Annotated in this window: 15 protein-coding genes and 1 riboswitch; of the genes, 7 read left to right on the top strand and 8 right to left on the bottom strand. The window is 73.9% G+C overall.

Going from position 1 to position 21,130, the window contains the following annotated elements; translation table 11 throughout:
• Positions 1-140: 140 nt before the first annotated feature.
• Positions 141-2,888 carry a cellulose-binding domain-containing protein gene (locus GVV04_RS27865; RefSeq protein ID WP_161691961.1) on the top strand — a complete coding sequence of 916 codons (2,748 nt, stop codon included), beginning with the start codon at positions 141-143 and terminating at the stop codon, positions 2,886-2,888.
• A 227-nt stretch (positions 2,889-3,115) separates the two neighbouring features.
• Here the strand turns inward: GVV04_RS27865 and GVV04_RS27870 are convergent, their stop codons facing one another.
• Together GVV04_RS27870 and GVV04_RS27875 are read right to left on the bottom strand one after the other, a co-directional pair.
• Complete coding sequence (locus GVV04_RS27870; RefSeq protein WP_161691962.1) at positions 3,116-3,523, bottom strand: hypothetical protein; 408 nt, start codon at positions 3,521-3,523, stop codon at positions 3,116-3,118.
• A 207-nt stretch (positions 3,524-3,730) separates the two neighbouring features.
• Positions 3,731-3,874, bottom strand: coding sequence for a hypothetical protein (locus GVV04_RS27875; RefSeq protein ID WP_161691963.1), 144 nt, complete (start codon positions 3,872-3,874; stop codon positions 3,731-3,733).
• A 353-nt stretch (positions 3,875-4,227) separates the two neighbouring features.
• On the opposite strand from GVV04_RS27875, the gene GVV04_RS27880 reads away from it, so the two are divergent.
• Both GVV04_RS27880 and GVV04_RS27885 read left to right on the top strand, forming a co-directional pair.
• A complete protein-coding gene (locus GVV04_RS27880; protein WP_161691964.1) occupies positions 4,228-4,602 on the top strand; it encodes an STAS domain-containing protein in 375 nt (124 codons plus the stop codon).
• Positions 4,603-4,702: 100 nt separating this feature from the next.
• On the top strand, positions 4,703-5,173 hold the full coding sequence (locus GVV04_RS27885; RefSeq protein WP_161691965.1) for an SRPBCC family protein: 471 nt from the start codon (positions 4,703-4,705) through the stop codon (positions 5,171-5,173).
• A gap of 96 nt (positions 5,174-5,269) precedes the next feature.
• Here the strand turns inward: GVV04_RS27885 and GVV04_RS27890 are convergent, their stop codons facing one another.
• The 5 genes from GVV04_RS27890 to GVV04_RS27910 form a co-directional block, all read right to left on the bottom strand.
• Positions 5,270-6,340, bottom strand: a complete 1,071-nt coding sequence (locus tag GVV04_RS27890) for a coiled-coil domain-containing protein (protein ID WP_161692024.1) — start codon at positions 6,338-6,340, stop codon at positions 5,270-5,272.
• Between the two features lie 4 nt (positions 6,341-6,344).
• Positions 6,345-6,474: riboswitch (cyclic di-AMP (ydaO/yuaA leader) on the bottom strand.
• A 153-nt stretch (positions 6,475-6,627) separates the two neighbouring features.
• Positions 6,628-7,542 carry a cation diffusion facilitator family transporter gene (locus GVV04_RS27895; RefSeq protein WP_161691966.1) on the bottom strand — a complete coding sequence of 305 codons (915 nt, stop codon included), beginning with the start codon at positions 7,540-7,542 and terminating at the stop codon, positions 6,628-6,630.
• A 111-nt stretch (positions 7,543-7,653) separates the two neighbouring features.
• A complete protein-coding gene (locus GVV04_RS27900; protein ID WP_161691967.1) occupies positions 7,654-9,771 on the bottom strand; it encodes a HelD family protein in 2,118 nt (705 codons plus the stop codon).
• Between the two features lie 212 nt (positions 9,772-9,983).
• Positions 9,984-10,907: an alpha/beta fold hydrolase gene (locus GVV04_RS27905; RefSeq protein WP_161691968.1), complete on the bottom strand. Its 924-nt coding sequence runs from the start codon at positions 10,905-10,907 to the stop codon at positions 9,984-9,986.
• A 249-nt stretch (positions 10,908-11,156) separates the two neighbouring features.
• On the bottom strand, positions 11,157-11,486 hold the full coding sequence (locus GVV04_RS27910; RefSeq protein WP_161691969.1) for a hypothetical protein: 330 nt from the start codon (positions 11,484-11,486) through the stop codon (positions 11,157-11,159).
• A 392-nt stretch (positions 11,487-11,878) separates the two neighbouring features.
• Here GVV04_RS27910 and GVV04_RS27915 point away from each other — a divergent pair, with 392 nt between their 5' ends.
• The 4 genes from GVV04_RS27915 (at position 11,879) to GVV04_RS27930 (ending at position 17,708) form a co-directional block, all read left to right on the top strand.
• Complete coding sequence (locus tag GVV04_RS27915; protein ID WP_161691970.1) at positions 11,879-12,370, top strand: DUF3145 domain-containing protein; 492 nt, start codon at positions 11,879-11,881, stop codon at positions 12,368-12,370.
• A 106-nt stretch (positions 12,371-12,476) separates the two neighbouring features.
• Positions 12,477-14,213 carry a glycoside hydrolase family 3 protein gene (locus tag GVV04_RS27920; RefSeq protein WP_161691971.1) on the top strand — a complete coding sequence of 579 codons (1,737 nt, stop codon included), beginning with the start codon at positions 12,477-12,479 and terminating at the stop codon, positions 14,211-14,213.
• A 106-nt stretch (positions 14,214-14,319) separates the two neighbouring features.
• On the top strand, positions 14,320-15,366 hold the full coding sequence (locus GVV04_RS27925; RefSeq protein ID WP_328822605.1) for a glycosyltransferase family 2 protein: 1,047 nt from the start codon (positions 14,320-14,322) through the stop codon (positions 15,364-15,366).
• The gene (locus GVV04_RS27930) at positions 15,363-17,708 is read left to right on the top strand and encodes a hypothetical protein (RefSeq protein ID WP_161691972.1); all 2,346 of its coding nucleotides are present in this window, start codon (positions 15,363-15,365) and stop codon (positions 17,706-17,708) included. The genes GVV04_RS27925 and GVV04_RS27930 overlap by 4 nt, the downstream gene beginning before the upstream one ends.
• A gap of 317 nt (positions 17,709-18,025) precedes the next feature.
• Here the strand turns inward: GVV04_RS27930 and GVV04_RS27935 are convergent, their stop codons facing one another.
• A complete protein-coding gene (locus GVV04_RS27935; protein ID WP_161691973.1) occupies positions 18,026-20,719 on the bottom strand; it encodes a sugar-binding protein in 2,694 nt (897 codons plus the stop codon).
• Positions 20,720-21,130 lie beyond the last annotated feature (411 nt).

Below are 21,130 nucleotides of genomic sequence, written 5' to 3' on the forward strand. Positions count from 1 at the left end.
CTCGGCAGCGGGAGCCACGTATGCCGGCGGGGAGCCCGGGCCGCTCCCCGCACCTCGACGCGTGAGGGCGCGGTTGTCCGTCGACCGCCGCGCGTCGTGCTCGTACCCCATTACCACGGGCATCCCGAGAGGAACCGCAGATGCGGAGAGGTCTCGTCGGCGCGGTCACCACCGTGCTGGCCGCCGCCACGGCAGTCGTGGCAGTTCAGTTCACCGTCGCCCCGTCCGCCCCGGCCGCCGCCGCGGCGGCGGAGCCGTACTCCTGGAAGAACGTCCGGATCGACGGTGGCGGCTTCGTCCCCGGCATCGTGTTCAACCAGACCGAGAAGAACCTGATCTACGCCCGCACCGACATCGGCGGCGCGTACCGCTGGGAGCAGGCCAGCCAGTCCTGGACGCCGCTGCTCGACTGGGTCGGCCCCGACAAGTGGGGCTACAACGGCGTGGTCAGCCTGGCCACCGACCCGGTGCAGACCAACCGGGTGTACGCCGCCGTCGGCATGTACACCAACGACTGGGACCCGAACAAGGGCGCGATCCTGCGCTCGACGGACAAGGGCGCCACCTGGCAGGTCACCGAGCTGCCGTTCAAGAACGGCGGCAACATGCCCGGCCGGGGGATGGGCGAGCGGCTGGCGGTCGACCCGAACAGGAACAGCGTCCTGTACTACGGCGCCGAGGGCGGCAACGGCCTGTGGCGCAGCATCGACTTCGGGGCGACCTGGGCCAGGGTGGCGAACTTCCCCAACGTCGGCAACTACCGGGCCGACCCGAACGACAGCAGCGGCTACCAGAGCCAGAACCAGGGCCTGACCTGGGTCAGCTTCGACAAGAGCACCGGCACGGCCGGCGCCGCCACCCAGACGATCTACGTCGGCGTGGCGGACAAGGAGAACCCGGTCTACCGCAGCACCAACGGCGGCACGACCTGGGAGCGGATCGCCGGCCAGCCCACCGGCCACCTCGCCCACAAGGGCGTGGTGGACCCGGTCGGCGGCTACCTCTACATCGCCACCAGCGACACCGGCGGCCCGTACGACGGGGCCAAGGGCGACGTGTGGAAGTTCAACCGGGCCACCGGCGCGTGGACGCGGATCAGCCCGATCCCGTCGTCCAGCACCGACGCGTACTTCGGCTACTCCGGGCTGACCATCGACCGGCAGAAGCCGAACACCCTCCTGGTGGCCACCCAGATCTCCTGGTGGCCGGACGCCATCTTCTGGCGCAGCACCGACGGGGGCGCGACCTGGACCCGGATCTGGGAGTTCGGCAGCTACCCGAACAAGACCAAGAAGTACACGATGGACGTCAGCTCCGTGCCCTGGCTGACCTTCGGCAGCAACCCGTCCCCGCCGGAGGAGACCCCGAAGCTGGGCTGGATGAACGAGTCGGTGGAGATCGACCCGTTCGACTCCAACCGCTTCCTGTACGGCACCGGCGCGACCATCTACGGCAGCACCGACCTGACCAGGTGGGACACCGGCGGCCAACTCACCATCAAGCCGATGGTCAAAGGGCTGGAGGAGACCGCCGTGCTCGACCTGGTCAGCCCGCCGTCCGGGGCGCCGCTGGTCAGCGCGCTCGGGGACATCGGCGGCTTCCGGCACACCGACCTCGCGGCCGTGCCGCCGATGATGTTCACCCAGCCGAACTTCACCAGCACCACCAGCCTCGACTACGCCGAGACCAACCCGTCGGTGCTGGTGCGGGCCGGCAACTTCACCGACGCGGACCGGCCGGGCGACAGCCACGTCGCGTTCTCCACCGACGGCGGGGGGAACTGGTTCCAGGGCGGCGAGCCGTCCGGGATCAACAACGGCGGCACGGTCGCCGCGTCCGCCGACGGCAGTCAGTTCGTCTGGGCGCCCGGCGACGCCGGTCAGGCCGTGGTCCGCTCGGTCGGCTTCGGCAACTCCTGGGCCGCGGCCACCGGCATCCCGGCCAACGCGGTGGTCGAGTCCGACCGGGTCAACAAGAACAAGTTCTACGGTTTCGGCGGCGGCAGGTTCTACGTCAGCACCAACGGCGGGGCCAGCTTCGCCGCGTCGGCCGCCACCGGCCTGCCGAGCACCGGCAACGTGAAGTTCAAGGCGCTGCCCGGCAGGGAGGGCGACATCTGGCTGGCCGGCGAGGGCGGCCTGTGGCACTCCACCGACTCCGGCGCCACCTTCACCAAGCTCGCCAACGTGTCGTCGGCGGTGAACGTCGGCTTCGGCAGGGCGGCCCCCGGGCAGACGTACCCGGCGCTGTTCACCCTCGGCACGGTCGACGGCCAGCACGGCGTGTTCCGGTCCGACAACGCCGGCGCGAGCTGGGTCCGGATCAACGACGACAAGCACCAGTACGGGAACGCGGGCGAGGCGCTGACCGGCGACCCCCGGGTCTACGGCCGGGTCTACCTGGGCACCAACGGCCGGGGCATCCTCGTCGCCGACCGGCTCGGCGGCCCGACCACCCCGTCGCCGACCACGCCCGCGCCGACCACCCCGGCACCCACCACCCCCGCGCCGACGACGCCCCCGCCCACCACGCCCCCGCCCACCACGCCTCCGCCGTCCCCGACCACGCCGGCACCGGTCGGCGGTTGCACGGCGACGTACAAGGTGACCGGCTCCTGGTCGGGCGGCTTCCAGGGTGAGGTGACCGTCAGGAACAACGGGGCACCGAGCAGTGCCTGGTCGGTGGCCTGGAACTACGCCGACGGGCAGCGGATCACCCAGCTCTGGGGCGGCTCGTTCACCCAGACCGGCACCCAGGTCGTGGTGCGGGACGCCGGCTGGAACGGTGCCCTCGGCACCGGCGCCAGCACCAGTTTCGGCCTCCTCGGCAGCGTCACCGGGGCGAACTCGGTGCCGGTGCTGAGCTGCACCGCAACCGCCGCCCGCTAGCCACGGTTGGCCCAGCCCGGTTCTCGGCTGGTTGGTCGGCCCGCCCCAGTCCGGTTCTCGGCTGGTCGGTCGGCCCGGCCCGGTTCTCGGCTGGTCGGCCCGGTTCTCGGCTGGTCGGTCGGCCCGCCCCAGCCCGGTTCTCGGCTGGTCGGTCGGCCCGGCCCGGTCCTCGGCTGGTCGGCCCGGTGGCGCGGCGGTCTCCCGTCGCGCCACCGGGGCCGGGCGGGTCAGCCGTCGAGGCCGACGGGGGAGTCGGGCCGGTCGACGTCGACGAACTCGACGTCGTCGGCGTCGCGGTAATCCCGGCCGGCGACGGCCCGCGCGGCCGACCCCGCAGCCCAACCGACCGCCGCGCCGACCAGCGCGGCGCCGATCAGCAGCGTCCAGGGCAGGGCCGGGCGGCGGCCGGCGAGCGAGTCGAAGGCCCGCAACGCCCGGCGGCGGGCCTCCTCGGCCGCGGAGCCGACCAGGTCGCCGGCGTCATCGGCGAGGCCCGAACCGTTGCGGCGGGCCGAGCGGGCGGTGTCCCGGACGCTGTCCCCGGCGGAGCTGACGGTGGAGACCAGGTGCTGCCACGCCTGGTCCGCGATCCGCTCGGGCTTGCTGCGGCGTTCCAGCAGATCGGTTCCGAACATCGTTCCTACCTCCTCGGGGTGCCGAAGCTTGCGGCCACTTCGGACTTTCGGCTAGGGCAGGGCTCGGGCGCCCCGCCCACCGGCGTGGTCCGGCGGTCTGTCCGGCGGTCCGCCCGTCCGCCCATCCGGGCAGTGCCCCGCCGGACCCGGCCGCAAACCCGGCTCGGCCGATGGCTGCCCCGTCCGGCGGCGGCCCGCCGGCGGTGGTCAGCGGACGGACACCACCACAGCGCCACGGGCGAAGTCGTCGTCGTCGTCATCGTCGTCGTCACCCGCGCCGCCGAAGCCGCAGGCCAGCATGAGAGCGAGCAACACGCCGACGCCGGCGAGGCCGGCCAGTTTCCGGATCATGAGTGGTCCTTCCGTGGTACCGGGTGACGGACGCCACCGAGCGTAGGTGGGGCGGGCAACGGTGGCGGGTCGCCCGCCGTGACCTCCCTCAACCGGTCCCGCGAGGCGCGCCCGGCGCACAATGTGCGCGCGAAGGTCGGGGGTCACCGTTACCCTGGGTCGGCGACATCGGCTCCCGGGCCGATCGTCCGCTGAGCAGGACCTGAAAAGTCCGGATAAGGGCCAGCCCGCCGTGCCCTGATCCAGGAATTGCTCATCCCGAGGGGTGGCGACCGAGGCCGTCGGAGGAATACTCTCGGTCGCGGCCCGCGTACTGATGAGGCGCCCGTGAATGGGCGAGTGGAGGTGCTCGCGTGAGCCTGTCGATCGTGAAGTCGGTCCTGTCGGGTGGTGTCATCGAGATCGTCCCGCGCGGCGAGATCGACGTCGACACCGCGTACGAGGTGCGCGAAGCCATCGCAGAGGTGCTCGCCAAGGGGCGTCCCGCCCGCATCGAGCTCAACATGCGCCTCGTCACCTTCATCGACTCCGTCGGAATCAGCGCGATGGTGGCCGGTTTCCAGACCGCCGAGGTCAGCAGCGTGAAGCTGGTCGTCACCGAGCCGAGCCGGTTCGTGCACCGGCAGCTCTGGGTGACCGGGCTGCTCGGCCTGTTCGGCGCCCCGGAGCCCTACTACGCCGGCGCCGCCGCCGCCGCACCCGCCCCCGAGGCGCTGCCGGGCGCCTGACGGCCACCCGGTTGGCCGGGGGCGATACGCCGCCGGGTCGGTTCGCCCTGGATGGGCGGGGGTCCTTCCCTCCGGAGGCCGGGTGGGGGACGATCGGGGTGTGCTTCGGCGAGACACCTTCCAGTACTCGGTCCAGGCCCGCTGCCCACGGGCCGAGGCGGTGGCGCTGCTCGGCGACCTGGCCCGGCAGGGTGAGCTGCATCCGCTGATCACGCGGGTGCGCCGGCTGCCGCCCCGACCGGGCGCCCGGGCCAGTTACGCCATCACCGACCGGCTCGCCGCCGGGCCGCTGCGCTTCCCGGTGACGTACGAGGCGGATGTGCTGGTCGTCACCGACGACGAGATCGTCACGGTGGCCCGGCAGCGGCCGGCCACCACCGTGCGCAACCGCACCCGGCTGCGTGACGAGCCGGGCGGGGTAATCCGGATCGACGTGGAGATCACTCTCGCCGCCCCGGCGCCGCTGTTCCGGTACGCCTTCCGGCAGGCCCGCTCGGCGCACCTCGGGCTGGCCCGGAGGCTGGGCGAGGTGCTGGACCGCGCCGGGGACGGCCCGGCCCGGACGGACTGAGCGGCGCGGCCGGGCCAGCCGCAGCCCGGTCCCACGGCTTGTGCGCGTGGCGTCCGGTGGCCCCGGGTGGAGGGTAGGGCCACCGGACGCGCGCGGTCAGTACACCGACAGGTGCACGTGGTTGGTGTGGTCGCTGGACGGGTCCCCGTTGCCCCCGCTGTACGACTTCCAGCCGCTGCTGGGCAGCCAGATCTGCTTGAACCAGATCACGTACAGGACGGCGAGGTTGTCGGCGTTGCGGATGAAGTACGCCGACAGGTTGTTGCCGTAGGTGCGGTCCCCGCCGGAGGCCACCCCGCCGAAGCCGCCCTTCTGGGCGGCGAAGTCGCACGCCCGCCCCTTGGGATGCTCGCCGGAGCCGCTGGGCCGGTGGCAGGAGACGTACCGGGTGAAGCCGGCCGCCTTGGCCTGTTGGAGCGCGTGCAGCGTCCGTGGGGTGATGCAGCCGCTGGCCGGGGTCGGGTCGTTCACGCTGCACGACTCCGACGGCCAGGAACCGTCGGAGTTGCGCTTCGCCGGGGTGGCGTTCGCGCTGGAGGTGCCCCGGTTGGACCCGCCGCCGCTGACGCTGGCCTTCTCGTTGGCCACGGTCAGGGCCTGCTCGGCCTGATCCTTGCGTTTTGCCATCACGGTGACCTGCTTGCGCTGCTCGCGGATCTCCCCGTCGAGGGCCAGCCGGGTATTGGCGGCCTGGTCCCGGGTCTCCAGCAGGTCGCGCAGCGCCCGGTCCTCGTTGGTGGCGACCGCGTCCAGCGCGGCGACCCGGTCCAGGAAGCCACCAGGGCTGGTGCTGTTGAGCAGCGCGGACACCGGGCTGAGCCGGCCCGATTTGTACGCCACACCGGCGATCTCGTCGACCTTGGCGCCGCGTACGGTCAGCTCCGCCTCGACCGTCTTGAGCTGGCTGCCGAGCTGCTGCTGCCGCTTGACCGAGCGGGCCAGGGCGCTCTTGGCGTCCAGGTAGCCCTTGCTGGCAGCCTCGAGCTGGGCACGCAGGGCCGGGGTGCCGCCCTCCTCGTCCTGGCCGGGCGCGGCGGCGCGCAGGCCGGTGGGCGGGGCCGCGCCGGCCAGGGCCACCGGCCCGAACCCGAGGCCGACGGCGAGCGTCAGCGCCAGCATCGCCGCCATCCGGGCGGCGGTCCTTCGTACAGGTGCCACTACTGGCATACGCATGTCCTTCCGTCAGCCGCCGACCGGGTTAGCTGACGGGTTCGGGACGGAAGATCCCTACCGCTCATGCGGATGCACCCCACGAACATGGTTCCCCGGCTCGCCAGGAGGCGATTAGGCGGCGGTCACCGCAGGCGCCGGAGGGCGCCGCCCGGCGGAGACCGGATGAGAGCCTACCGGTGCGGATGGGTCGCCCGCTGCATCCGTGACGGACGGTGCGTGGACCAATGCGCTTAAAACCGGCATGAAGGCACAATACACCACCTGATTGATGGGCGCGGGTATCACCAGCCGGTCGGTCCGCAGGGGCCCGCCGAGGCCCCGGGCTCCACCTGCAACGTGGCGTGCTCGATGTGAAAGTCCTCGTGCAGGGCGGTGCGGGCCGCGGTCAGCACCGCGCCCACCTCGGCATCCGACGCCATGGTCAGGTGGGCCGAGGCGACCTCCATGCCGGAGGTCAGCGTCCAGACGTGCAGGTCGTGCACCTCGACCACGCCGGGCACCGCCGCCAGCCGGTCGTGCACCGCGGTCACCTGGAGATGTTCCGGCGCGGCCTGCACCAGGATGCGCACGGCGGCCTGCCCGAGCCGCCAGGTGCGGGGCAGGATGAACACGCCGATCGCGACGGCCACCAGTGGGTCCGCCCACCACCAGTCGGTGACGGTGATCAGCACGGCGGCGCCGATCACCCCGACCGACCCGAGCAGGTCGCCCAGCACCTCCAGGTACGCCCCGCGCATGTTGAGGCTCTCCTTCGCCCCACTGCGCAGCAGGGCGAACGCGGCCACGTTGGCGAGCAGGCCCAGCGTCGCCACCACGAGCATCGGGCCGGCGGTCACCTCGGGCGGGTCGCCGAACCGGCGGAGCGCCTCGACGAGGACGTAGACCGCGACGCCGCTGAGCAGGACGGCGTTGCCGAGCGCGGCGAGCACCTCCAGCCGGTAGAGCCCGAAGGTGCGCTGGGGGTCGGTGGTGGCCCGCCGGGTGGCGGTGATCGCGGCCAGCGCCATGCCGATGCCGAGCACGTCGGTGAACATGTGCCCGGCGTCGGAGAGCAGCGCCAGCGAGCCGGTGCCGAAGGCGGCCACCGCCTCGACGATCATCAGGGCGGCGAGCAGCGCGAAGGCCGCCCAGAGCCGCCCGGAGTGGCGGTTCGCGGCGTTCGCCACCGCGCCGTGGTGGTCATGACCTGCGCCCACGCCAACACCCTCCGTCCCCGATCCGGCCCCGGCCCCGGCCCAATGTATGCTCACATCGCTATGTGTGCAAGTAAAAGTCCGGCGTCCGACCGAGACGGGGGTGCCGGCCGGTCAGCCGGTCGGTTCGATCGTGGTCAGCCGCTGGGTGGCCCGGGACAGCGCCACGTACAGCGTCCGCACGCCGGATCCCGGATCGGCCCGGATCTCGGCCGGGGCGACCAGCGCGACCCCGTCGTACTCCATGCCCTTGGCCTGGAGGCTGGTCACCACCTGCAGGCGCGGCGCGGCCAGGCCGGCGAGCCAGCCGGCGACCTCGTCCCGGCGTGGCACCGGCGTGATCACCCCGACGGTCCCCTCCACGTCGGCGAGCAGCGCGGCGACCGCCGCGACGGTGGCCCGTTCCAGCTCGGCCGGCGGCACGGTCAGCGCGACCGGCTCCACGCCGGTGGACCGCACCGCGCTGGGCAGCCTGAGGTCCGGGTAGAGCCGGCGGATCTCCGCCGCCGCCACCGCGAAGATCTCCGCTGAGTTGCGGTAGTTGGTGGTCAGCTCGAACTGGTGCCGGCGTCGCCGCCCCAGCGCCTGGTCCCGGGCCCGGGTCAGCTCCTCCTCCGCGCCCGTCCACGCGGTCTGCGCCGGGTCGCCCACCACCGTCCAGGACGCCAGCCGGCCGCGCCGGCCGACCATCCGCCACTGCATCGGGGAGACGTCCTGCGCCTCGTCGACCACCACGTGCGCGTAGTCGCGGTAGTCCTCCGGGCGCTCCCGGGCCGCCTCCCGGGCCGCCCGCTGCCGGTCGGCCTGCGTGCTCAGCTCCCGCACGCCCCCGGCGAGCTGGAACGGGTCCCGCTTGGCCCGCTTCGGCTGCATCGGCTTGCCCAGCAGCGCGTCCAGCTCGTCCAACAGGGCGATGTCGGCGATCGTGAGCCCCTCGTCGTCCAGCGTCCGGTACGCCTCGTCGAGCAGGCCGATCTCCGCCCGGGACAAAATTCCCCCGGCGTACCGGCGCAGCCGGTCCGGGCGGGCCAGCCAGCCCAGCACGTGCCGGGGATGCAGCCGGGGCCACCACGCCTTGAGGAACTCGCGGAAATCGGACCGCTCGGCGATCTCGGCCTCGAACGCGGGCTGCTCCGGCAGTTGGCGGATGCTCAGTCGCCGGGCCTGGGCCCACAGCGCGGCGAACACCCCGTCGAATCCGGCCCGACGCGCCTCGTTGCGGCGGGCCCCCCGGGACAGCGCCCGGTCCCGGATGCCGTCCAACTCCCGGCGGTCCAGCCGGAGCAGCGCGCCCCGGTAGAGCAGGCGCAGCTCGCCCGGCCCGCCCGGCACCGCGTCCCGCGCCGCCTGCTCCAGCACCCGTCGCATCCGCAGCGATCCCTTCACCGCCGCCACCTCGGGCGGGTCGGTGCGGGTCGCGTCCATCCCCGGGAACAGCGAGCCGAGCGAGTGCAGCGTCGCGGTCTCCTCGCCCAGCGACGGCAGCACCGAGGCGATGTACTCCACGAACACCGCCGACGGGCCGACCACCAGGATGCCGCCGCCGGCGTACCGGCTGCGGTCGGAGTACAACAGGTACGCCGCCCGGTGCAGGGCGACCGCCGTCTTGCCCGTCCCAGGGCCGCCGGAGACGATCGTCACCCCGGAGCCGGGGGAGCGGATCGCCTCGTCCTGTTCGCGCTGGATGGTGGCGATGATGTCCCGCATGCCCCGGCCGGTGGCCCGCGACAGGGTGGCCAGCAGCGCCCCGTCGCCCACCACCGCCATGTCCGGCGGGGCAGCCGCCGGGTCCAGCAGGTCGTCCTCGATCCGGGTCACCCGCTCGGCCGTGGACCCGATGGTGCGCCGCCGCACCACGTCCATCGGCTGTGCCGGGGTGGCCTGGTAGAACGCGGCGGCGGCCGGGGCCCGCCAGTCCACCACCAGGGTCTCCGCGTCCTCGCCGCGCACCCCGAGCCGCCCGACGTGCAGCACCTGCCGGTTGCGCAGGTCCAGCCGGCCGAAGACCAGCCCCTCGTGCTCGGCGTCGAGCCGGTGCCGGCGCTGGGCGGCGTGGAAGACCATCGCGTCCCGCTCGACCAGCGCGCCGAAGTTGCCCACCCGGGCCAGTTGGTAGCCGTCCTTCTCGGCCTGGGCGGCCGAGCGGCGCAGTTCGCTGAGGCGGGCGTACACCCGGTCGAGATGCCGCTGCTCGACGGCGATCTCCTGCTCCAGGGTGGTCCGGTCGGTCACGCGCAGCTCCTCGCAGACGGCGGCGGACGGCCGCGCCGGGGCGCAGGCCGCGCGCCGGGCTAACCGGAGAGGGTACGGCCACCGGCCGACCGGGACGCGGGGCCATGCCGTCGCCGCGATCCAGCCCACGTCCAGGAGCGACCCAGCCCACGTCGTGGCGCGACCCAGCCCACGTCCCGGACCCGCCGCTCACACCTGTGACGCGGCTCCGGTCAGGCCGGGGAAGCCGGGTGTGGCGCGTCCGCCAGCACCCGGTGCAGCACGCCGGCCACGGCGGCGTTCACCTGGCCCGGCCGCTCCATCATCAGCATGTGCCCGGCACCAGGGCAGACGGTCAGCTCGGTCGCCGGCAGCGCCGCCGCGATCGACTCGGCGCACGGCGGCGGGGTGAGCCGGTCCCGGTCGCCGACCAGCGCCGCCGCCGGGAGGTGGGCCAGCGCGGCGAGGGTGTCCAGCCGGTGCTGCGTCCCGATCGAGGCCCGGAAGCCGCCGATCGAGCGCAGCGAGGCGCGGGCCACCGCCGAGGTGACCAGCCGGATGTCGGTGGGCTCGCAGCGGTCGCCGAAGAGCATCCAGCGGATGCTGGGCCGCAGGGCCCGCAGCAGCGCCCGGGGCGGGCGCCACGCGCCGCAGCGGGCCAGCACCCCGGCCCCGGCGGTCTCGGCCAGCCGGATCAGCCGGGCGATGCGCGGGGAGAGGCCGTAGGCGGTGTGGGTGTGCCCCTCGGCCGTGGTCGAGACGAAGACCAGCCCGGCCGTGCGGGCTGCGAAGTGCCGGGGGTGGCGGTGCGCGTACTCCATGATCGTCATGCCGCCCATCGAGTGCCCGACCAGCACCACCGGCCCGGTCGGGGCGACCGCGTCGAGCACGGCGACCAGGTCGTCGCCGAGCTGGGCGAGGGTGGCGGTGCGCAGCGCCATGCAGCTCGACCGGCCGTGCCCCCGGGCGTCGTAGGTCACCACCCGGACCCGGCCGCCGAACCGCTCGCGGACCCCGGCGAGCTGCCGGTGCCAGCTCCGCCCGTCCAGCGTCCAGCCGTGCAGCAGAAGCGCGGTGACCTCGGCGTCCGCCGGCCCGGACACCTCGACGTGCAGCCGTACGTCGTCGGCAAGCCGCACCTCGGTCTGCTCCGACATCGCCGCCTCCCCTCGGGCCGCCATGAGAACTTCACCACCTGGTGACCCGGCGGTAACACCGGCTACCCGTCATGACACCACGCCAACCCTGCAAGGGGAAGGAAGAGCACCTTGGCCGCCGCCGCCCGGTGTCCGGGAGGTGACGGTGGGCGGGGTGGGAGGTGACGCCTTCGGTGGGTGGGAGGCGGGGACGACGAACCGCCCGCCGGGTAGACCGGCGGGCGGTTCGGGGTGTCGCGGTTGGCGGGCTCAGCCGCCGAAGACGCCGGCCTCGGCGAGGCGCTTCTCGGTGGCGTCCCAGCCGTGGTCCGGGTGGGTGGCCGCGAGGTTGTTCAGCTCGGCCCGGATCTTGGCTGCGTGGCCGGCGGCGGCCAGCACCCGGATCTCCTCGACGAAGGCCTCGGAGTCGGTGCGCAGGTGCGCGGTCTTGCCGTTGGTCAGGTTGCGCACGTAGGCGTGCTTGCCGCCGTTGAGCGGGATGAGGTACTTGAACTCGCCCAGCACGCTGAGGGCGCCACCCTGGCCAGCCTGGCCGGCCCGGACTGACGCGCGCGCGGTCTTAGAGGTGTTGCTCGCCACGGAGGTACTCCTTGAGACGTACGGGAGGACGGTAACGTCCGGGGGCTGTGGCGGGTGACGCTCGGGATGAGCCTCGGCCCGCCGAAGTTGTGCGCGGCAACAAGCCGCCGAGAGAACTTTACACGACCGCGATGCCTGGCTGGTCACCCTGCCTGTCTGAAGGACACAACCACGGACGCCGGCCCGGCATTCCGCCGGGTCGACCCGCCCGCCCGCCCGACCAGGGACGGCCGCTCCAGGCACCTCGGACGGGTGGATCCGAGCGCCCGCCCCCGGCGAATTCCCCGATTCCCTGGCGCACCATCCGTCCCACCAGTCATCATGTGTTCCAACAGCCACTCGGGTGGTCGAGGTCGTAGGGGAAGACGCACCTCGCTCTCCGGGAGGTCACCGTGCCAACGCGTGGCGTCGTATACGTCCACTCGACCCCGCTCGCCGTGTGCTCGCACGTCGAGTGGGCGATCGCGCGCGTCCTCGCCGCGCCGGTCAACCTGCAGTGGACGGCTCAGCCCGTCGATCCAGGCGCCCGCCGCGCCGAGTGCGGGTGGACCGGTCGCCCGGGGACGGGTGCCGAGCTGGCTGCTGCCCTCCGGCAGTGGCCCATGATCCGTTTCGAGGTGACCGAGGAACCGAGCGCGGGCGTCGACGGCGAGCGCTTCATGTACGTCCCGGGCCGGGGACTGTTCCGGGCCACCGTCGGTGTGGCCGGCGACATCCAGCTGGGCGAGGACCGGCTGCGCGCCGTCATGGCCGCCGCCCGGGCCCCGGAGGCCCTGGCGCACGCCCTGGACAAGGCGCTCGGCACCGCGTGGGACGCCGAGCTCGAGCCCTACCGGTACGCCGGCGACGGCGCACCGGTGACCCGGCTCACCCGGGTCGGCTGAACCGCGCCCGCCGCGCCTCCCGGCAGGAGTGGCGCTGCCCCCGACACGCCCGACGGGATGATGTTTGACCAGGTCAAGTTGCCCTGATAAGGGGTGAACTGGTGGGATGGTCCGCGTGTCGATTACCCCGCGACGTGCCGGCGTCGCGCTCGCCGCCCTGACCGCCGTGCTCGTCACCGGATGCTCGGGGGAGTCGGACCGGCCCCGTCCCACGCCGTCGGCCAGCACGGCCACGGCGGAACCGACCACGTCCGGGGGCCCGCCCGCCGTCGCCGACCCGGCCGCCCGGGCCGTCGCCCTGGTCGGCACCCTCGCCGACGAGGACCTGGTCGGCCAGGTGCTGATGCCGTACGCGTACGGCAGCTCGGCGACGAAGGTCTCGGACGGCTCCGCCGCCGGCAACCGGTCCCTCGCCGGGGTGGCCACCCCGGCGGAGATGGTCGCGAAGTACCGGCTGGGCGGGCTGATCCTGGTCGGCTTCAGCGCCGACGACCCGACCGCCGGCAACCAGTCCACCACCAACGTCGACAACCCGAAGCAGGTCCGCGAGCTGACCACCGGCCTGCGCGAGGCCGCCGGAAAGCTCCCCGCCGGCACCGCGCCCTTCCTGGTCGGCACCGACCAGGAGCACGGCATCGTCACCCGGATCACCGACGGCGTCACCCTGTTGCCCAGCCCGATGGCCGCCGGGGCGGCCGGCGACCCGGCGCTGACCGAGGCGGCCTGGCGGGCCGCCGGGGCCGAGCTGGCCGCGATGGGGATCAACATGGACTTCGCCCCGGTCGCCGACGTGCTTGCCACCCGCAGCACGGTGATCGGCTCCCGGTCCTTCGGCGCCGACCCGAAGCGGGCCTCGGCGCAGGTCGCCGGCGCGGTCAGGGGGTTGCAGAGCGCCGGGGTGGCGGCCAGCGTCAAGCACTTCCCCGGGCACGGCCTGAGCGCCACCGACTCGCACAAGGAGGTCCCGGTGATCATCCAGAGCCGCAAGGTGCTCGACGGCACCGCGTTCCCGCCGTTCACCGCCGGGATCGACGCCGGCGCCCTCGCGGTGATGTCCGCCCACCTCGACGTCACCGCCATCGACCCGGGCACCCCGGCCACCTTCTCGCGGAAGGTCCTCACCGACGTGCTGCGCGGCCAGCTCGGGTTCGAGGGCGTCGTGGTCACCGACGGGATGAACATGCCGCCGGCCAAGCGCTGGGCGCCGGGGGAGGCGGCGGTGCGGGCGCTCAAGGCCGGCAACGACCTGATCCTGATGCCCCCGAACGTCACCCAGGCGTACGACGGGCTGCTCGCCGCGCTGCGCGACGGCTCGCTGCCCCGGGCCCGGCTGGTCGAGGCGGCCACCCGGGTGTTGACCATGAAGTTCACCCTGGCCGACACGCCCGCCCCGGCGATGTCCACGCTGAACAGCCCCGAGCACCGGCAGGCCGCGGACGCACTGGCGGCCGGCGCGGTGACCGTGCTGCGCGGCTCCTGCGCGACCGGGGTGCGCGGCCCGGTCACCGTCACCTCCTCCGGGGGGCGGGACAAGACCCGGGCCCTGCTGACCGACGCGCTCACCGCCGCGGGGGTGAAGGTGGTCCCGAGCGGCGGCACGAGGGTGCACCTCGTCGGGTACGGCGACGGCTCGGCCGACCTCAGCGCCGACGCCGCGGTGACCGTGGCGATGGACACCCCGTACCTGCTGGCGAAGGCGAAGTCGCCGACGCTGCTGGCCACGTACTCCTCCGGCCGGGCGTCGATGACCGCGCTGGCCAACGTGCTCGCCGGCAAGGCCCGCCCGGCCGGCCGGTCCCCCGTGCCGGTCTCCGGTCTGCCCGCCACGGCCTGCGGCAACTGACCCGGTGGGCGCGGCACCCGGGGTCGCGCGCGGGGGCCTTCCGGGCCGGGCTCCGGCTGATAGCGTTCGGCTGTCCGACGGCGCAGACGAGACGGAGGCCAGTCCCGTGACGCGACCGGAGCCGGCACTGTCCGTGGTGGTCCCGATGTTCAACGAGGAGAGCGTGCTGCCGCTGTTCGCCCGGCGGCTGCGCGCGGTCCTCGACGCGCTCGACGAGCCGTACGAGGTGCTGGCGGTCGACGACGGCAGCACCGACGGCACCGCCGCCGGCCTGGCCGGGCTGCGCGCCCGCTGGCCGCAACTGCGGGTGCTGCGGCTGCGCCGCAACAGCGGCCACCAGGCCGCCCTGGTCGCCGGGGTGCTGCGGGCCCGGGGTCGGCACGTGGTCAGCATCGACGCCGACCTTCAGGACCCGCCGGAGACCATCGCCGAGATGCTGCGCCGGGCCCGCGCCGACGGCCTGGACATCGTCTACGGGGTCCGCGCCGACCGCAGCCGGGACACCCGGTTCAAACGGTGGACCGCCGCCGGCTACTACCGGCTGATGCGCCGGCTGGTCGGCAAGCAGGTGCCCGCCCAGGCCGGCGACTTCCGGCTGCTCAGCCGGGCGGCCGTGGAGGCGCTGCGCGAGCTGCCCGAGCGCAGCCCGGTGCTGCGGCTGGTGGTGCCGTGGCTCGGCTTTCCCAGCGGCGAGGTCGCCTACGAGCGCGAGGAGCGCGCCGCCGGCCGGACGAAGTACCCGCTGTCCAGGATGGCCGGGCTGGCCGCGGAGAGCGTCACCAGCTTCTCCGCCGCGCCGCTGCGGGTGGCCACCTGGCTCGGGCTGGCCGGGGTGGCGGTCTGCGGGATGCTGGTGGTGGTGGCGGTCGTCGCCTGGCTGGCCGGGGGCACGGTCACCGGCTGGCCCTCGCTGTACGTGGCGATCCTGTTCCTCGGCGCGGTGCAGCTGCTCTGCCTCGGCCTGCTCGGCGAGTACGTGGCCCGGATCTACACCGCGGTGCAGGCCCGCCCGGCGTACTTCGTGGCCACCGACACCGACACCGACACCGACACCGACACCGACACCGACACCGACACCGTTCCGGCCCCGGAGGCCGGCCCGGCCCCGGCCGGCCCCGTCGGGCCGGCCGAGCTGGCCGACAGCCTCCGGTGACCGCACTGGCCACCGGAGACCCGTCCGGCTCTGACCCGTCCGGCTCTGACCCGTCCGGCTCTGACCCGTCCGGCTCTGACCCGTCCGGCCCGGCCGGGCTCGCGGCCCCGGCGGCCCGTCCGGCCGTCCTGCGGTACGCGCCCCCCGTCGCCGGCTACGCCGTGGTCGCGGCCGTCCTGCTCGGCACCGGCACCCCGGTTGCCGACCTCGCCCGGTGGACCGGATACCTGCTGCTGGCCGTGCTGCTGCCCGGCACTCTGGTGTTCCGGGCGCTGCGCCGCCGTCCGCACACCCTGGTCGAGGACCTGGCGTTCGGCGCGGCCGTCGGCCTGGTCCTGGAGCTGGCCGGCTGGGCGGTGTTCACCGCCGCCGGGGTGCCCCACCTGCTGTGGCTCTGGCCGCTGGCGGTGCTCGCGCCGTTCGCGGCGGTGCCCCGGCTGCGCCGGCACTGGCGGGTGTCCGGGTACGCCCCGGTGCCGACCGGGTGGGCGTGGGCGCTGGCCGGGGTGGTCGCCGGGTTCACCCTCTACCTGTACGAGTCGTTCCTGCGGGTCAACCCGGTGCTGCCCTCCGACGAGGGGCAGGCGCAGTACATCGACCTGGCGTTCCAGCTCTCGCTGGCCGGCGCGGCCACCCACCAGGCCCCGCTGGACGTGCCGCAGGTCGCCGGGGAGCCCCTGCACTACCACTGGTTCGGCTTCGCCCACTTCGCGGCGGCCAGCCTGGTCAGCGGCGTGGACCTGCCGACGGTCTTCTTCCGGCTCGGCGTGCCGACGCTCTGCGCGCTGGCCGCCGTGCTGGTCGCGGTGGTCGGCTGGCGGGTAACCGGCCGGCCGTACGCCGGGGTGGTCGCCGCCGGGCTGATGTTCACCGTCGGCGAGTTCGGCTACGAGAACGGGGTACGCCAGCTCTTCGGCACCCAGGCCACCTTCATCGTCTGGGGCAGCCCGTCGATGACGTACAGCTGGGTGTTGCTGCTGCCGCTGATCGCCGCGCTGGGTGAGCTGGTCGGCCGGGTCCGGGGCTCGACGGTGCCGGCGCTGGGGCGCGGCGCGTGGCTGCTCGCCGCGCTGTTCCTGGCCGCCTCGACCGGGGCGAAGGCCAGCTCGGTGCCGGTGGTGCTGGCCGCGCTGGCGTTCGTCGCGGCGGTGTCGTTGGCGTTCCGCCGCAGGCTGCCCCGGGCGGTGCTGGCGGCGGCCGGGCTGGCGCTGGCCGCGCAGCTCTTCGCCACGGCGGTGCTGTTCGCGTTCGAGAGCCACGGGGTGAGCGTGGACCCGTTCTCGGGGCTGCGCCCGTACGTCCTGCCGGGGCGGCCGGCGGGGACGACGGCGCTGCTGTGGGTGTTGGTCTTCGTCGCGTTCCTGCTGAACCTCCAGCTCCGGCTGGCCGGGGTCGTGGCGCTGCTGCGGCTGCGCCGCTGGCGGCTGGAGCCCGTGCAGGTGTTCCTGCTCGGCGGGGCACTCGCCGGCCCGGCGATCTACCTGCTGGTGGGGCACCCGGGCAGCAGCAACCAGTACTTCACCCGGGCCGGGTTCGCGTTCGGGGTGATCCTGTCCGCGTGGGGTTGGGTGGAACTGCTGGACCGTGCCGCCCTCGGCGCCCGGGGCCGGGCGCTGCTCGGGGCGGGGGCAGCCGGGTTCGCCGTACTGCTCACCGCCGTCCAGTTGCGCTACCCGGCCACGCCGCCGGCCACCCAGTCGTACGCGTCGGTGTTGCCGCTGCTGACCTGGGCGGGCGCGCTGCTGGCGGTGGCGCTGCTGGCACAGCTCTGCTGGCCGGCACTGGTCGGGCGCTGGCCGGGGCTGGCCGGTCGGGGCCCGGCGGTGCTGCTCACCGCCGCCCTGGTCGCGGGCGCGCCGGGGCTGGTGCTGGACGCCGCCGCCGCAAACCGGTTTCCCAACGGTGGGGCGTACCCGGTGGAGCGGATGCCGGCCTCCCGGGTGGCGGCGGCCCGCTGGGTGCACGAGCACAGCGACCCGCGCGACGTGGTGGCCACCAACGTGCACTGCCGGGCGGTGGTCAGCGGCTGGTGCGACGCCCGGTCGTTCTGGCTGAGCGGGTACACCGAGCGGTCGGTGCTGGTGGAGGGGTGGGCGTTCGCGCCCCGGATGGTCGGCCTGCCCGGCGGCCCGTACGCGCCGTTCTGGGAGCAGGAGCGGCTGGCGGCCAACGACGCGGCCTTCACCGCCCCCACGGCCGCCGGCCTGGCGGAGCTGCGTGACTCCTACGGCGTCCGCTGGCTCGTCGTCGACCGCGAGGTCGCCCCGGAGTCCCCGACCCTGGAGACCCTCGCCGACCTCCGCTACACCAACGCCCGAATGGCCGTCTACCACCTACGCTGACCCCCACCCGGCCCGCCGCCGGGCCGCGCCGGGCCGCGCAAGGCCGCGCAAGGCCGCGCAAATTCTGGGAATTCGTGGTCATGCAGCGCCGCAAGGCCACTCTTTCCCAGAATTTGCGTGGGGCGTGGGGCGTGGGGCGTGGGGCGTGGGGCGTGGGGCGTGGGGCGTGGGGCGTGGGGCGTGGGGCGTGGGGCGTGGGGCGTGGGGCGGCGGGCGTGGGGCGTGGGGCGTGGGGCGGCGGGGTGTGGGGTGTGGGATGGGATGGGTGAAGGGCCCGTCGGGGACGCGAAGCGTCACCGGCGGGCCCTTCAGGCGCGTCAGCGCAGGGCGAGCTTGCTGGCCAGGGCCGAGCCGTTCGACTCGAACGCGGTCAGCAGGGCCGTGGGCCGGCCCGAGGCGACCGGGACCACGACGGTCACCGGGCGGCCGGCGGTCAGCTTGACCGTCTTGTCACCGATGGCGGTGGTGCCGTTCCAGGCGTACAGGTACGCCGTGCCGGCCCGGTCGGCCCGCAGGGTGACGAGCACCCCGCCGGCCACCCGGCGCTGGTCGGTCAGCCGCAGTGCCTTCTCGGGCAGCTTGGCCACGGCGGCCGGGGCCACCCCGTCCACCGCCGACTGGGCGATGGTCTGCGGGCTGTGCACGCTGCGGGCGGAGGTGTCCGGGAACACCGGGGTGCTGGGCTGCTGCTGCGCCGGGGTGTAACCGGGCAGGGGGGCCAGGCCGTAGCGGTACGGGTCGGCCCGGACGCCGTTGAAGGTGGACCAGCCCAGCCGGGACTGGGAGCTGAGGTCCTGGGTGTCCGAGTCGTAGACCAGCACGTTGAAGCCCATCCGGGCTGGGTCCACCGCGTCGGGCAGCACCGCGAACGGGATGCTCGCCTCGATGGTGTAGCCCGTGTACGGGCTGGTGACCTTGCTGACCACGGTCATCCCCGGCGCGGTGGTGGCGCCTGGTCCCTGCCGGTTGTCGGCGTCGCGCTGCCAGCACGGCGGGTTGCCGTTGGCCGGGTCGTCGGTGATCGGGAAGATGCCGGCCTTGAACACGGTGGAGGTGTCCGCCGAGTTCCCCTTCGGGTCGACGATGATCTCCACGCTGTCGGTGCGGCGCTGCCGCTTGCAGTCCTCCGGGACGACCTTTGTGCCGAGCACGTCGTCGGTGACCTGCACGTACACCTTCAGCGCGTCGGCGGTCCAGGCGATACGGCCCTTCGCCGAGGCGTCCTGCGGGGTAGTGGCCTGACCCTCCCAGATGCGGGAGAGGTCCAGCTCGGCGCCGGGGTACTCGCCGGGCGAGGCCACGCCGTCGACGGCGTGGTCGGGACCGGCCTGCGGCACCTCGGTGGTCGGCACGATCTCCAGTGCGCCGGTCTCCACGGTGCTGCCGGCGGCGCTGGTGGTGGTGATGGTGATGCCGTAGTCGCCGCCCGTGCCGCCCTCGTTGGCGGTCGGCAGGCTGGCGTCGGCGGCGACGGTGAAGGTGACCGCCCCGGTCGCGCCGGGGGCCAGGTCGGTGTAGCTCTTCGTCGTGGCGTCGGCGGCGAAGCCGGCGGGCAGGCCGAGGGTGACGGTGCCGCTCTGGGCGGCCTCGCCGTGGTTGCGCAGGTCGACCCGGACCGACCGGCTCTGGCCGGAGCCGACGGTGAGCACCGGCTTGATCAGGGTGTCGAGCTGCGGGTACCCGCCCTCGCCGGCCCACTGCCGGAACACGCCGACCTCCTCCAGCGGCTCCAGGGTGCCGCGCACGTCGGCGACGACCCGGACGGCCCGGTCGGTGCGGCCGACGCCCTGGCGGGTGGTCAGGGTCGCGCCGATGAGCTGCTGCTGATTGGTGTCACTGTTCGCCGGCACGGTGACGGTGAACGTCCTGGTCCGCTCCTTGCCGGCCGGTACGGCGCTGTTCAGCGTCCCGGAGCCCTTGGCGGTCCAGCCCTGCGGCAGCCGCAGGTCGATCCGCGGCGCGGCCAGTGCCCGGTCCCGGGGCGCTCGCACGTGCGCGGTGACCTTGACGGTCTCGCCGGGGGCGAGGTCGAACCGGTCGGTGGTGAGGTACAGCTCGGAGCCCTTGGGCAGGCCGCCGGCCGCGTTCGGCAGCACGGAGCCGCGGAGGATCGCCTCGGGGGAGGTGTCCGCCGGGTCGTACGGGACGCGGCTGTCGACCAGGGTGTAGAAGTCGCAGCGGATCTTGGCCGGGTCGGTGGAGGCGTCGGCGCTGTTGGCCCAGCCCTGGGTGACGTACTCCCGGCGGGCGTCGACCTCGATCGCGGCCCAGGTCTTGCCGGTGCTGCTCGGGGTGCCCTCCCAGACGCCGAAGACCTGGTCGGTCGGCACGGTGGGGACGAAGCTGGTGGCGCACTGCGGCCCGGCGGCCGAGGTTCCGGTGCCTCCGGAGCGCATGAACTTCGCCGCCCGGAACGGCTTCAGCTTCTCCTTGCTGATCTGCTCGGGGAACGCGGCCGGGTCGGCGGCGGCCTGGAACGCCTCGGCGGCGAACCGAGCGGCCTGCTGGTGGTTGCCGTGGTTGCCCGGGGTCGGCGACGGGTTCATCGTCATGATGATCTCGGGCCGGGTCTGCCGGATCACCCGGACGATCTGCGCCAGGGTGTCGTCGTGCCCCCAGATCTGCTCGGACAGCGGGGCGGAGGCGGTGTACCAGAAGTCGACGCGGTCGAGGTTGTAGAGGTTCTTCACGCCGGCCTTGCCGATCGCGGTGCGCTCCTCGCGCTCCCGGATGATGCCGAGCGGCGGGCCCTCCTCGAGGCCGACGGCGTTGCCGCCGCCCTCGCCCCGGGTGATGGTGACGACGCCGGCCTTGGCGCCGTAGCGCTCCTTCCACTGGCCGAGGGTGGCGAGGCTGCCCGCCTCGTCGTCGGGGTGGGCGCTGACGAAGAGGACGTCCAGGTCGACGGCGTCGGTGGCGGCGCCGCCGGCGGGGGAGGCGAGAGCGGCGGTGGGCACCCCGGACAGGGCCAGGGCGAGCGCCGTGGGTAGCAGGAACGCCTTGATTCGCATGCAGATCCTTCCGGAACCACGATGTCCGGGCACGAGCACCGTCGTCGGACATGGAGCGTCGACGCGGGAGTCGTGATCGGACGGCGAGTGGGGGACGGGCCGGTGGGCGCCGACGGGCGCATGGTCACCGGGTACAGCAGCGGCACGGTGGTCCGTACACACTGGAAGGCCTTCGCCCGGTGACGCTAAGGACCGGCGCGGCGGCCAGTCAATGCTTTGCAAGGTCTTTCTTTCTTTTCGGAAGAAAGAAAGTGCGCCCGGATTGCCCATATCGGTGCCCAGGTGGCCGCATGCGCCCAACCCGGCTGCGGTGCCAAAGAGGGACCTTTCCCCTGTTCGCGGAGGGGTTCGCCAAGGCCCGAGACGGTTTCGTTACTTGACTCTATAGTTCGTTCGCCGTAGGAAGGAAGT

This window comes from Micromonospora rubida, from assembly GCF_009908295.1.
GTDB lineage: Bacteria > Actinomycetota > Actinomycetes > Mycobacteriales > Micromonosporaceae > Micromonospora > Micromonospora rubida.

Coding starts and splice junctions, on each gene's coding strand:
- GVV04_RS27865 (WP_161691961.1), top strand. CDS start 141: ATGCGGAGAGGTCTCGTCGGCGCGGTCACCACCGTGCTGGCCGCCGCC.
- GVV04_RS27870 (WP_161691962.1), bottom strand. CDS start 3,523: ATGTTCGGAACCGATCTGCTGGAACGCCGCAGCAAGCCCGAGCGGATC.
- GVV04_RS27875 (WP_161691963.1), bottom strand. CDS start 3,874: ATGATCCGGAAACTGGCCGGCCTCGCCGGCGTCGGCGTGTTGCTCGCT.
- GVV04_RS27890 (WP_161692024.1), bottom strand. CDS start 6,340: ATGCCAGTAGTGGCACCTGTACGAAGGACCGCCGCCCGGATGGCGGCG.
- GVV04_RS27905 (WP_161691968.1), bottom strand. CDS start 10,907: ATGTCGGAGCAGACCGAGGTGCGGCTTGCCGACGACGTACGGCTGCAC.
- GVV04_RS27920 (WP_161691971.1), top strand. CDS start 12,477: ATGGTCCGCGTGTCGATTACCCCGCGACGTGCCGGCGTCGCGCTCGCC.
- GVV04_RS27935 (WP_161691973.1), bottom strand. CDS start 20,719: ATGCGAATCAAGGCGTTCCTGCTACCCACGGCGCTCGCCCTGGCCCTG.